This is a genomic window from Microcoleus sp. (genome assembly GCF_049646505.1).
Lineage (GTDB): Bacteria > Cyanobacteriota > Cyanobacteriia > Cyanobacteriales > Microcoleaceae > Microcoleus.
Genome location: NZ_JBARVX010000147.1, coordinates 1 through 11,880, shown reverse-complemented (window position 1 = coordinate 11,880; position 11,880 = coordinate 1). Strand labels below are relative to the sequence as shown.

Genomic DNA, 11,880 nt, shown 5'->3' with positions numbered 1-11,880 from the left:
GAAGTTAAAACAATGTATTGAGGGCGGGAGCGATCGATAAATCCCTCTTCTTCGAGCTTCGCCATCAGCCGCGTCACCGTGATCCGCGTAATCCCCAGAGATTCGGAAATCTCCTGGTGAGTCAATCTCAAATCAATTAACAGTCCTTGTGCGACTTGGCGACCAAATTTTTTACCTAACAAAACCAATAGTTGCAGCAGTCGATCGCGCAGAGATTCGCTGCGGAGCATACAGAAAAATGCTTGAGTTTGCTGGATGTGTTGGAAAATTTCATCTAAGGACCGATCGCACAAATTGGCAGGAATGTAGCTCATTTCTACATGACTTTTGCACTCGATTTGATAAGGTTGGACTCCTGAGAGCGGCTGACCCACCGCGTCTCCAACTCCCCAATATCCCAGCGTGATTGCTGTCCCCCGGTCGCTCCAAGTCACGGTTCGGACAGCTCCCCGTTCTATTCGCAGCAAGCCTTTAGACGGCACCGGCACTAACTGGCGGGGGCTGAAAGTCTGGTGTCTGAAACTAGCGTACAAGCCTGGAGTGTAGGTGGAAAGAGTCATGGGATTTACCGCTACTTTGAATACAATATTGAGTCTAAATTAATTGATAAAATATGTCAATTAGTCTCCGGCAATTACGCAAAAAAATCAAAGAAATCGGGTTGTTCGCGCTGGCGAGCCAGCCCTCGGAATTTTTGCCGGCACCGCTGCTGGGGAGGCTGCGCCCCAAAATCTTTGTGCCTGCTGCAGGAGAGGTTTCTGAACTTGACCAAGAATTTCTTGAGATTCAAGGTTCTGCAGGAAGTTATTGATAATAATTTGGGCTTGTTGATTCTCAAACGCCAAGCCCGATCGCCCGCAAAACCAAGTGTTAGCATCAGTGCGGATCGCGCGATCGAGCATGACAGGCGGCGGAGTCTCCGGGGTAAGCTAATCAGACGCACCAACCGTGTGATGCTCGGTATTCTCTGTTCCGTAGTTGGTTCTTATTTGATCGTGCAACGCATGGGATTGTTAGGAGACATGATTGCTCATGCAGTATTGCCGGGATTGGCGATCGCCTTTTATTTAGGCATTGATATCTTTATAGGAGCATTTATTTCCGGGACGTTCAGCACCTTAATCATTGGTTGGATTCAATCGCAGTCCCGCGTCAAAGTCGATGTCGCAATGGCGCTTGTTTTTTCCGGTTTTTTAGCATTAGTAATCATGCTAATTACGCTACTAAAAAGTAAGCTAGATTTACATCATTTCTTGTTTGGAGATATCTTAGGAGTGACAGTTGACGATGTGTGGCGGACTTTAGGGATTTCCATATTTGTCCTAATTTTTGTCAAAGTTTTTTATAAAGAACTGCTATTCTACACCTTTAACCCCCTCGGCGCACAAGCAATAGGATTGCCAGTGAATTTAATTCACGTCGGGTTAATTTCAGCAATTACCCTCACTATTATTGCCAGTATGCAAGCAGTAGGCGTTGTGCTAGTAGTTTCCCTGCTGATTGGGCCGAGTATCACTGGCTATTTATTGGTTAAAGAATTGCACCAGATGATGGGATTGGGGGCAATTATCGGTGTAATTAGCAGTGGATCGGGGATGTATATTAGTTATTACTTAAATGTGCCTTCTGGTGCAACAATTGTGTTAGTTGTGACTGGGTTATTTCTAGTAGCATTACTCTTTAGTCCGTCTCAGGGAATTTTGACTCGGCCGTCCATGTCGAGTCGTAGGAGCAAGATTTTGCAGCAGTTGAAACAACTGGGGCGCTAAGATTATAGCAGAATAGCAAAAGTTAAGACTTGCTGACATCTTGTACCATTGACAAGAACGGGCTCTTCGGCCCGTTCCACAATATAGCAGTCCTTGCAGGAGTCGTAAAGTTTTTTACCCCACCCCAACCCTCCCCTTATTAAGGGGAGGGAGTAAGAAATTCACAAATGATTTAGGATTGCTATATCTAAATTATCTTGTGGAAATTGTCTTGTGGAACAGGCCGGAAAGCCTGTTCCTGAAATATCTAAATTATCTTGTGGAAATTGTCTTGTGGAACAGGCCGGAAAGCCTGTTCCTAAAAGCGCTTAAAAAAATTCCCTTATTTCAACATCAAAGCAACTTCCTTAGCAAAATAAGTCAAAATCAAATCAGCACCAGCTCGTTTAATACTCGTCAAACTCTCCAGAATTATCCGCTTTTCATCAATCCAACCCAACTTTCCAGCAGCTTTGATCATTGCGTATTCGCCACTGACATTATAAGCAGCTACGGGCAAATTAGTTGCTTCTCGCACTTGGCAGATAATATCGAGATAGGCTAAAGCAGGTTTTACCATCACAATATCTGCACCTTCTGCAATATCCAAAGCAACTTCTTTCAGTGCTTCTCGTGCATTAGCGGCATCCATTTGATAAGTCTTTTTGTCTCCAAACTTTGGGGCAGAATCGAGGGCATCCCGAAACGGGCCGTAATAAGCAGAGGCATATTTTGCGGAATAAGCCAGGATTGCTGTATCGATGTATCCTGCTGCATCTAAAGCTTTGCGAATTGCGCCGATTCTGCCGTCCATCATGTCGGAAGGTGCTACCATATCTGCACCAGCAGCGGCTTGAGAAACGGCCATTTTTACTAATACTTCTACAGTTGGATCGTTGAGAATTTTACCATTTTCGTCAACTAAACCGTCGTGTCCGTGTGAAGTGAAAGGATCGAGAGCAACATCCGTAATTACTACTATTTCTGGAATGTTTTGTTTGATGGCTTTGACTGTTTGTTGCACCAATCCCTCTGGGTTGTAGCTTTCGGTTCCGGTGTCGTCTTTTTTGGTTTCTGAGATTACTGGAAAAAGGGCGATCGCACATATCCCCAACTCCCAACATTCGGCTATTTCTTTTAGCAATAAATCCAAGGAATAGCGATAACAACCAGGCATGGAAGCAATCTCAACTTTTTGCCCCTCTCCTTCCATCACAAACATGGGATAGATGAGGTCGTCAACAGTCAGGTGATTTTCCCGTACCATGCGCCGCAAAGCTGTTGTACGGCGGAGGCGGCGGGGACGGATGGTTGTGAGGGAGGGATTGCGATCGTTTGGAGTGGGAATGGCGGACTCGACGTTATTTGCGGATGACATAGGAACTGGATCTGCAATAATGATAATCATTATTATTGCATGACCACCGCCCAAATCTATATTTATACGTGTTTAAGTCCTAATTTAACTGGCGAAACCGCAGCCCTAGACTTAATTAAAGCTGGTACAATGCGGGAAGTTGCCATCCTTGCACCGGAAAGATTTCGACCTACAGGCCCTACTTGCAAAGCGGCTAAACCACCCATAATAAATAACTCGCATCCCGGCCAACGCAAATACTCGTCTAAAACAGGCAATCCTTTAACTATTTTAGTTGGATAAGTTGCTAAAATTTCTGTCAGCAATGGTTCGGCTGTTACATCTAATTTTGTTCCCGTTGCTAACCAAATTCTATCAACGAATAGCTGTCTTCCATCCTGACAGTAAACAGTCCATTGATTCCGATCCCATTTGACATTAAGAATTTGACATTTTGGGTGAAATTCGATGCTCAAATCCCGCGACATTCGACGTAATTGTACCATGATTTTAGGAGTCATAGAGCCACCGTTGCGAGCTTGTTGAATCATCTCCCATTTTTTTTCCCAGTCGGGTTCATTTTCAAAATTTTTGAGATATTTTGGCCCTAACCAACCCGGTTCGGCATCAAATAATTTTTCTTGCAACTGTCGTCTTGACATTAATATTACTTGGGCCCCCCGCCCGATCGCGCCTACTGCTAAATGTCCGCTAGTTAAACCGCCTCCAACGATTAAAATCCTTTCTCCCTGTAACTTTAATCCCCGCAAATCAACTTGATGGGAATGGCAAAGTTTGTCTGGCGGATAGGGTGTTTGAATTTGATTTGTCCACTCCGGTAGTTGGGGTTTACCGCCACCTGTGGCGATCGCAACACGACGCGCAATTGCACTTTCTCCATCCTCAAACCAAAGCCGAAAACTACCCCGCAGCGGTTCAATGCGAGTTATTTTTGCCTTGATGACGCGATCGCCCAATTTCCATCTCTCAACTACATCGCCACAAAATTCCTCAAACAGCCGACTCCCTGGCAAATCGTAAGGCGCAAACAACTCGTTAGGGCGAGATTCGGCAAACCGCCGCAACTCAAAAGGATTGGGATCGGGATGGTGAACCGCAGGCGATCGCAAGTGTGGAATTTCCAAAGCTGCAAACTGCCTCTGCCACTGAGTTAGCCAGCTACCACTGGGGTCAAAAACCCAAAATTTGCCCCGCTTCTTCTGGCATTTTTGCAGCAAATGAGTAACCAGGGTTAAAGCGTGAGGGCCCGCCCCGACTACCGCTAAATCGATTTGCGATGGCGTAACACTGGTGATTTCCATAGAAAATTCTAGCTGTGATAATGATAATTGTTATCATAGCATTCTGGTTCGATCGCGATCGAGCCCAAATCCGACAACCAGAATGGAAGTAACAGTAGATATTATTTCTGGGGAAGAGACAGTATTAACCTTTATTTTAAGAAAAGTCCGGCTAATTACAGATGTTTGAAGGGTGCATCTCAGTCCTTTATTATTAAACTTTAAAGCTTCAATCCACAAATATTTTTGATCCATATTCAGTTTACAGGAGTTGTATTTCCTCAAGTAAGATTTTTTACCGCAGAGAGCGCAGAGGGCGCAGAGGGAGGAAAGGGAAAGAGAGAAACATGGTAATCCAATATGACTCTCTTTTCTGTGTTCAGCCTGCAAAGATGCAAGTTTTTGCAGATAATTTTAGCTAGTGAAAGCTTGATTTGTTCGCGATTAAACTCATAAATTCTTGACGGGTTCTAGCATCTTCAGCAAACACGCCACGCATTGCTGAAGTCGCAGTCCAAGAACCTGGTTTTTGTACGCCACGCATTACCATACACATATGAGTTGCTTCGATAACAACTGCTACACCTTGAGGTTTTAGTAATCCTTGAAGTGCATCCGCAATTTGTGCAGTTAAGCGTTCTTGCACTTGCAATCTGCGCCCGTACATTTCACAAATTCGAGCAATTTTTGACAAGCCAATTACTTTTCCATTGGGAATGTAAGCAACGTGTGCTTTGCCAATAATTGGCAGAATGTGATGTTCGCAGGAACTGAAAATATCAATGTCCCGCACTAATACCATTTCGTTAGCATTTTCTGTGAACACCGCTCCGTTGAGCAGTTCGTCGAGAGATTGACGATAACCTCCAGTTAGAAACTGCAAGGCTTTGACAACTCGTTTCGGTGTATCTCGCAACCCTTCACGGTCTGGGTCTTCTCCCAATCCTAGCAGCAATGTACGCACTGCTTGTCTCATTTCTTCATCTGAGACAGGGGGTTGAGATTGGGTAGGAATTGATGACACTACACCATTTGGAGAAGTCAGTTCTGGACGAGTAGATAAAGTCATGCTTGCAGTTTGTGAAAATGAATGTTTAACAGTGGGTGTGGACTTTTAGTTGCTACCTGATTATAACAAAATTTACAAAATGCAACATTAAAATATTTAGATTTATTTTGATGAGTTTTATGGATAAAGATGCAAAACTTACCATTGGTATTTACACGATTTTTGCTGTTCAAAAATCGCAACTACTAACGGCGGAATTAAATATAAATCTCCCAACAAGCTTGTATTGAACAGGCAGGATGCCTGTTCCACAGGAAATATGGTCGAGGCCTAATGTAAAATGTGTGGGCTAAAACCCTGGACGTGATGCTTAGATTGACAAAATATTAAACTAAGCAACTGTTAAGTTGTTCTCGAATTTGAGCGGTATCTAATTTGCGGCCGATGACTACAAGTTGATTTTTAGGTGGGGTCAACCATTCGGAAGCATTTAGTTCATAGCGCGCGCCGCTAAGTTGAAAAATGTGTCTCATCGGACTCTCTTCAAACCAGAGAATGCCTTTTGCCCGAAATACATCAAAGGGCATTTCTTCGGTGATAAATTCTTGAAATTTTTGGAGATCAAAAGGTCGATCGCTCTGAAATGATAGCGAAACAAATCCATCATTATCTAAGTGATGGGACTGATGTCCGTGATGGTGATGTTCGTGATGATGCTCGTGATGTTTGTGTTCGTGTTCGTGTTCGTGATGCTCGTGTTTTTCCTCTGTTTCAAAACTATCGAAAAGTTCTGCTTGCGTTAAACCTACACCCAAAATTAAGGGTAAAGGAACTTCACCATATCGAGAGTGTAAAATTCTCGCTCCTTCCTTGACTGTGCGAATGTAAGCTTCTAACTCTTCTACTTTTTTTGAAGGAGCTAAATCGGTTTTGTTCATCAGCACGATATCTGCAAATGCTACTTGTTTTAAAGCTGCTTCGCTGTCAAAATGATCGGTGGTGAATGTTTCGCTATCGACTACGGTGAGTACAGAATCTAGACTGGTTAAGTCCCGTAATTCCGTGCCAAGAAATGTCAATATAATCGGCAACGGATCGGCAACTCCGGTGGTTTCAATCACCATGCAGTCGATGCGGTCTTCCCGTTCTAAAACTCGGTATACGGCATCGACTAAGCCTTCGTTGATGGTACAACAAATACAGCCGTTGCTCAGTTCTACCATGTCATCTTCGGTAGAAACTAAAAGCTGTGAATCGATGTTGATATCGCCAAATTCGTTAACTAAAACTGCTACTTTTAAATCTTGGCGGTTTTTGAGAATTTGATTGAGTAAAGTCGTTTTTCCGCTGCCGAGAAAGCCGGTAATTATGGTTACTGGCATTCCTCTTTTGGGAAAATCGGAAACTAAATCTGGGGTTTGTATAGTGAGATTAGTCATTGTCCCTCATTGATTAATTGTAGAGGCCCTGCTGTCAATTTGGAACACTGCTAAGCATCCCAAGGTAATTGTCGTTAGCGCAGCCCGCCCCTACGGGGGCTACGCCAACGAAGAGGATCGCACTTGATAGCTGAAACACAGGTAATACGGGCGATCGCACCCAACCAAGCATGATAATCATTCTCATCATATCTAAGATGTTCTTTACGCGCAAGTCCTAGAATTAATGCACTATGATTGAAAGCCCTTTTTCGATCCATAATGCACTGTCTTAAATTGGACGCGATCGCTGTCAGGATTATAGAGAGTATAGGTTGCTACTCCAGGTTTGCGGCCGACATTGCCGACTCCGATCGCCCTTCGTGCAGTTGCAGACACGGTTCCAGGTGGCTCCTGAGAGTCCAAAGTCTGTACCCAGTTATTGATCGTACTTGGCTGTAATTGATACTCAAATGCTAAGCCCGATCGCCCGCAGAACAAATTATTTGCATCAGCACGGATTGTGCGATCGAGCATCACAGGCGGCGGAGTCTCCGGGGTAAGCTCATCAGACGCGCCAACCGTACTCCCATGTATCAACAAACAATCCAATTCATGAAAACCAAAATTCAAAGAGCGCAACCACTCTACAGTTTTGCGACTCACAGAATCCCAGAGCAACTTAATCGTATCTCCACCGTATTTTTCTCGCAATTCTGTCGCATCAGAGCTAGAACCTATTCCGTATAAGTTAAAACACTGTTCTTCCCACCACCCGATACAGATTTGAGGTGCTATTTCTCCTCGTTTGGGCGATCGGACTCGCTGAACTAATTTTTCGCACTCAGGAGTCGGCCCGACTAAATCGCCCAATATATACAATTCGTCAACACGAATTCTTAGGCGTTTTATGTCAGCTAGTACAGCTTCATAAGCAGCTAGATTTCCTTCGATTCCACTTAATATTGCCCAGTTTTTCATGTGTTTCAATTGTTGATTATATGGTGCGCGGGCAGGATGCCCACCCCACAAGAAATACACTCTTTCAAGAAATACACTCTTTGTGGAACAGGCATCTTGCCTGTTCTTAACAATAGTGCAATATATGAGTTTGATCGGATATATTACACCAAGATTAAAAAATTGTAGGGGCGGGTTTTACCAACCATAATCGCCAAAAACCAACAATCTCATAAACCCGCCCCACCCAACGGTAAATCACAATCTACCTCTTTATTGAACAGTCAACAGTTAACTGTCAACTGTCAACTACCAACTGTTTATCTACCTCTCACAAACATGAGTAGGATCGTCAGCTCTTTCGGCATATTCCAAACCCCTAGCTAAACGCCAAGCAAAAATCGGCGGCAAACCTTTTTCAATAATTGCAGCGCAAGTAGCCTGATAGTCATATTCGACTTCTCGCAATATCACCTGTTGAGCGTCAACATCATAAATAACGTAAGTAGCATTCGGCCTCCCGTGGCGCGGTTCTCCCACGGAACCAACATTCACAATTCGCTTTAAAGGAGCAGTAAAACTTAAATTTTTCCCCCCATCAATACTCGGCCCGCTGACTCGAACCTCCATATTTCCAGCATCTAAAGTGCGAACATAGGGTACATGAGTGTGACCGCAAAACAGCACATCAGCACTCGCAGAAAATACCCGCTCTAAGGCAGAAAAAGCATCCATTGTCGGCAGTAAATATTCATGATTGCTGTGGGGGCTACCGTGAACGAAACACATATTGTCTTCCCGCAAACTGTGCGGCAAAGTAGCTAAGTATTGTCGCGTTTCTGGGAAGATTTGACTGTTGGTCCATTCGTGGGCTAACTTGCCTCTTTTTTCGGCTAAAACTGAGGGATAGCTGCATTCGCAGGAGTTCAAACCTTCGACAATATCTTCGTCCCAACACCCGACGCAGGTGGGAATGTCGAGCGATCGAATCATTTCTATGACGGCGTGGGGATTCGGGCCGTAGCCGACTAAATCTCCGAGACAAAAGATTTTTTCGGCTTGTTGTTCGTCGATATCTGATAAAACTGCATTTAAGGCTTCGTAGTTGCCGTGAATGCAGGACATAACTGCTATTTTCATTCTGTTTCTTCTCCTGATAAAAGTGATTGTTTGACTTGTTGTTGGTAATTCAGCATGATTGTTTCGGACAAACAGCAATCTTCTAGGGTTTGTCCTAATGCTGTTTTATTGAGATTTTCGCCGACTATTTCTATGCCGCTAAATCTTTGGGGCCGACCTTCGAGCCACCGGGGAAGTGGCAATTCTTCGTGGGCGGTTTCTGGGAATTTCGCAGCGAAATCGAAGTAGAAAGAACGCCCGTCGGCTATGTCGAAAATGCCTTTGGCTCGGTGGATTTTGCCGTAGGCTCCTTGGGTCATTTCTTGGTACCAAAACATATCGAGGCTGGCGGGATCGAGGACTTGTCCGCTGGCCGGGCTGCGCCAAATTGATAGTTTTTCCGGTTCGCCGCTAACAGCTATTCCTTCTACAATTACATCGCCCCACTGATGCCATTCGGTGTCTTTGATTTCTGGGGGTACAACGGCAATCCGTCGGCTGGGGAAGGTTTGGAGCAGGTTTTCTAGTGTTGTTAGTTGCAGGTGAAATCCTAGTTCGATGTAGGCTGAAATGCCGTTTTCCAGGTGTTTTGCGAGCTCGGATGCTTCGTCGTCTTTCAGGGTTTTGATTTGGGGGAATTCGGCGGCGATGCAGGTTTGGTCGATCGGCACATTGCCGGTTCCGGGGCACAAATACAGTACGGGTGCTGTCTCGGCTGCTAGCTGCTGTCTAATCCAGGTTGTTTTGCCGCTTCCGGGCGGGCCAGCTACGGCGGTGATTGTAGGTTGACTCATATATATAATGATAATCGTTATCGATACAGTTAGCTCTTCTATATTTAAATTTAATTTGGCGAGCGGGCTGGATGCCCGCTCCACAGTAGTTTCTACTCGTTCCCAGTTATGGGCGACAGCTTAGCGTTTCGAGGCGGCCGAAGCCTTACTGCCAGCGTTTGTGACTAAAATCACATACTTCTGTGCGCCAAATCACGGTAATATAGATTAACAATCTGTTACATTTGTTTACATAAAGCAACAAAGGAAAAACAAATGACTTCACGCAACTTGATGGTTGACGACCAAGGCCTCCTCAACAACTTCGCGATCGAGCCTAAAATGTATGTAGACGCGACAGTCAGCACCGGATTTACCAAATATGCTGAAAAAGTTAACGGACGTTTTGCAATGATTGGCTTTGTTTCGCTGCTGGCGATCGAAGTTTTGACCGGACAAGGCTTTCTTACTTTACTGAAAAATTCTTTAGGCTAGGGCGATCGGTTACACAGATTTAATATAATCTCCGCTGAATAGCTGATAATAAAAAATGTTTGCAGTCAGGACTTTAGTCGCAACTGCAAACCATTTTTTTGTTTAAAATATGTTTGCTATCGCCGCAGCGAATCAAACTGCATATTTGCTGTTCGCTAGCGCTAAAATCCTGGCTGGGCGGATATCCTATCAAACGGCTGCTGCAAATGTGCAAGATATGAGTTGGAGGTGCAACATATTTTCTCAAACAGCTTTACTTGCCAAAAAATCTCTCATGTACCGATTCACTAGCTGCGGCTGTTCCTGCTGTACCCAGTGGCTGCAATTGGGAATGTACTGAATCTGAAAATCCCGCACGTAATCTTCAGTCCCGCAAGTTAATTCTTTGCCGAGGGCGCTATCATTTTCTCCCCAAATCATCAGCGTCGGAACTTGCAGCACATCCCAATTCTGGCGATCGAGAAATCCGCTAGCAATGTTGCGGTAATAATTGATAGTAGCAGTCAGAGCGCCCGGTTTAGCCGCCGCATCTTTGTAAGCTTGGATGTCAGAGGGGGTAAAGCTGCTTTTGTCAACAGCCATGCCTTCAAAAGCCAGGGCGATCGCCCGATAGTCACCCAACCGAATTAAGAACTCCGGCAAAACCGGCAACTGAAACAAAAAAACGTACCAACTTTTTCGCAATTGTTGGGGAGTTCGCAACCCTTCCGCAAACTTGGCCGGATGGGGAAGATTCATCACAATTAATTTATCGACCATCTCTGGATAAGCATAGGCAAAATTCCAGGCGATCGCGCCTCCCCAGTCGTGACCGACTAAAACGCAACTTTCGTATCCCAAACCCTGAATAATTCCCTTGACATCTTGCACAAACTCTGCCATCACGTAGGCAGATTTATCCTTCGGTTTGTCGCTGTCGTTGTAACCTCTGAGATCCACCGCGACAACTTGATAATCTGACGCAAATTCCGGGATTTGATGGCGCCAAGAATACCAAAATTCGGGAAATCCGTGCAGCATCAGCATCAGCGGCCCGGAACCTTGAGTAACACAATGAAGCTTGATGCCGTTTGTGGCGATAAATTCGTGTTTCCAAGCAGCTTCTACCACAGACATATTTGATGTTTCCTTTAGCTGTAAAGTTATCCTAGCAGTTGCTATCTTTAATAGAGGTAAACTTGAGACAGATATCAGTCAAAACTAGGAACTTAAGGAGTTAATACCATGTCTGCCGATCGCCTGCAAAACATTGTTAACCGCTTGACAGAACATCTCAAGCGGGACGTATTAATTGAAAAATCCCTATACGACATTCGAGAAGTGTTGCAGAGCGATCGCGCGGTGCTGTATTATTTTTACAGGCAGTGGCAGGGTCAAGTGACTTGCGAGACGTTAAGTGCGATCGAATTCTCAATCTTAGGCTCAACCGGGCCAGACGAATGTTTTAACGACGAATACGCAGCATTGTACCAAGGCGGCAGAGTTAGAGCAATTGCAGATATTGAAACAGAACCCATCAACCAATGTCACCGACTGTTTCTGCGTAGCATGAAGGTTCGCGCTAATTTAGTCGTGCCAATTTTAACCAAAAAAGGGCTGTGGGGGCTGTTAGTTGCTCATCAATGCAGGGGGCCCCGCACTTGGTTGCCATCGGACATTGAATTTATGCAAAAACAAGCAGAAAATATGGCAATGTCTCC

13 protein-coding genes are annotated in these 11,880 nt (G+C 44.7%); 4 read left to right on the top strand and 9 right to left on the bottom strand.

What is annotated here, in order from left to right:
- Nucleotides 1–560: Crp/Fnr family transcriptional regulator (locus WBA89_RS08175; RefSeq protein WP_424405464.1), on the bottom strand; the 560-nt coding region annotated here is incomplete at its 3' end.
- A 53-nt stretch (nucleotides 561–613) separates the two neighbouring features.
- Between WBA89_RS08175 and WBA89_RS08170 the strand changes: the two genes are divergently transcribed.
- Both WBA89_RS08170 and WBA89_RS08165 read left to right on the top strand, forming a co-directional pair.
- The gene (locus tag WBA89_RS08170) at nucleotides 614–811 is read left to right on the top strand and encodes a hypothetical protein (protein ID WP_333424995.1); all 198 of its coding nucleotides are present in this window, start codon (nucleotides 614–616) and stop codon (nucleotides 809–811) included.
- An 82-nt stretch (nucleotides 812–893) separates the two neighbouring features.
- Complete coding sequence (locus tag WBA89_RS08165) at nucleotides 894–1,769, top strand: metal ABC transporter permease (protein WP_424405466.1); 876 nt, start codon at nucleotides 894–896, stop codon at nucleotides 1,767–1,769.
- A 322-nt stretch (nucleotides 1,770–2,091) separates the two neighbouring features.
- Here the strand turns inward: WBA89_RS08165 and hemB are convergent, their stop codons facing one another.
- The 7 genes from hemB to WBA89_RS08130 all read right to left on the bottom strand — a co-directional run bounded on the left by hemB (nucleotide 2,092) and on the right by WBA89_RS08130 (nucleotide 9,706).
- The gene (hemB, locus tag WBA89_RS08160; protein WP_424405462.1) at nucleotides 2,092–3,126 is read right to left on the bottom strand and encodes a porphobilinogen synthase; all 1,035 of its coding nucleotides are present in this window, start codon (nucleotides 3,124–3,126) and stop codon (nucleotides 2,092–2,094) included.
- A gap of 62 nt (nucleotides 3,127–3,188) precedes the next feature.
- Entirely contained in the window at nucleotides 3,189–4,427 is a 1,239-nt protein-coding gene (locus WBA89_RS08155; RefSeq protein ID WP_424405460.1) for an FAD/NAD(P)-binding protein, read from the bottom strand.
- Between the two features lie 397 nt (nucleotides 4,428–4,824).
- Nucleotides 4,825–5,475: a GTP cyclohydrolase I FolE gene (gene folE / locus WBA89_RS08150; RefSeq protein ID WP_424405458.1), complete on the bottom strand. Its 651-nt coding sequence runs from the start codon at nucleotides 5,473–5,475 to the stop codon at nucleotides 4,825–4,827.
- Nucleotides 5,476–5,801: 326 nt separating this feature from the next.
- Nucleotides 5,802–6,854 carry a GTP-binding protein gene (locus WBA89_RS08145; protein WP_333423090.1) on the bottom strand — a complete coding sequence of 351 codons (1,053 nt, stop codon included), beginning with the start codon at nucleotides 6,852–6,854 and terminating at the stop codon, nucleotides 5,802–5,804.
- Between the two features lie 231 nt (nucleotides 6,855–7,085).
- Nucleotides 7,086–7,814 carry a metallophosphatase gene (locus WBA89_RS08140; protein WP_424405455.1) on the bottom strand — a complete coding sequence of 243 codons (729 nt, stop codon included), beginning with the start codon at nucleotides 7,812–7,814 and terminating at the stop codon, nucleotides 7,086–7,088.
- 303 nt (nucleotides 7,815–8,117) lie between these two features.
- Complete coding sequence (locus WBA89_RS08135) at nucleotides 8,118–8,933, bottom strand: metallophosphoesterase family protein (protein ID WP_333421537.1); 816 nt, start codon at nucleotides 8,931–8,933, stop codon at nucleotides 8,118–8,120.
- Entirely contained in the window at nucleotides 8,930–9,706 is a 777-nt protein-coding gene (locus tag WBA89_RS08130; RefSeq protein ID WP_424405453.1) for a GTP-binding protein, read from the bottom strand. The genes WBA89_RS08135 and WBA89_RS08130 overlap by 4 nt, the downstream gene beginning before the upstream one ends.
- A gap of 255 nt (nucleotides 9,707–9,961) precedes the next feature.
- On the opposite strand from WBA89_RS08130, the gene WBA89_RS08125 reads away from it, so the two are divergent.
- A complete protein-coding gene (locus WBA89_RS08125; protein WP_424405451.1) occupies nucleotides 9,962–10,180 on the top strand; it encodes a high light inducible protein in 219 nt (72 codons plus the stop codon).
- Between the two features lie 243 nt (nucleotides 10,181–10,423).
- Here the strand turns inward: WBA89_RS08125 and WBA89_RS08120 are convergent, their stop codons facing one another.
- Entirely contained in the window at nucleotides 10,424–11,296 is an 873-nt protein-coding gene (locus WBA89_RS08120) for an alpha/beta fold hydrolase (protein ID WP_424405449.1), read from the bottom strand.
- A gap of 108 nt (nucleotides 11,297–11,404) precedes the next feature.
- Here WBA89_RS08120 and WBA89_RS08115 point away from each other — a divergent pair.
- Nucleotides 11,405–11,880, top strand: a 476-nt coding sequence (locus tag WBA89_RS08115; protein WP_424405447.1) for a GAF domain-containing protein, incomplete at its 3' end; no start/stop codon positions are given.

Excerpts from the sequence above, each read along its gene's own strand:
- WBA89_RS08120 (WP_424405449.1), bottom strand. The coding sequence starts at position 11,296 with ATGTCTGTGGTAGAAGCTGCTTGGAAACACGAATTTATCGCCACAAAC.
- WBA89_RS08130 (WP_424405453.1), bottom strand. The coding sequence starts at position 9,706 with ATGAGTCAACCTACAATCACCGCCGTAGCTGGCCCGCCCGGAAGCGGC.
- hemB (WP_424405462.1), bottom strand. The coding sequence starts at position 3,126 with ATGTCATCCGCAAATAACGTCGAGTCCGCCATTCCCACTCCAAACGAT.
- WBA89_RS08135 (WP_333421537.1), bottom strand. The coding sequence starts at position 8,933 with ATGAAAATAGCAGTTATGTCCTGCATTCACGGCAACTACGAAGCCTTA.
- WBA89_RS08170 (WP_333424995.1), top strand. The coding sequence starts at position 614 with ATGTCAATTAGTCTCCGGCAATTACGCAAAAAAATCAAAGAAATCGGG.
- WBA89_RS08125 (WP_424405451.1), top strand. The coding sequence starts at position 9,962 with ATGACTTCACGCAACTTGATGGTTGACGACCAAGGCCTCCTCAACAAC.
- WBA89_RS08155 (WP_424405460.1), bottom strand. The coding sequence starts at position 4,427 with ATGGAAATCACCAGTGTTACGCCATCGCAAATCGATTTAGCGGTAGTC.
- folE (WP_424405458.1), bottom strand. The coding sequence starts at position 5,475 with ATGACTTTATCTACTCGTCCAGAACTGACTTCTCCAAATGGTGTAGTG.
- WBA89_RS08145 (WP_333423090.1), bottom strand. The coding sequence starts at position 6,854 with ATGACTAATCTCACTATACAAACCCCAGATTTAGTTTCCGATTTTCCC.
- WBA89_RS08140 (WP_424405455.1), bottom strand. The coding sequence starts at position 7,814 with ATGAAAAACTGGGCAATATTAAGTGGAATCGAAGGAAATCTAGCTGCT.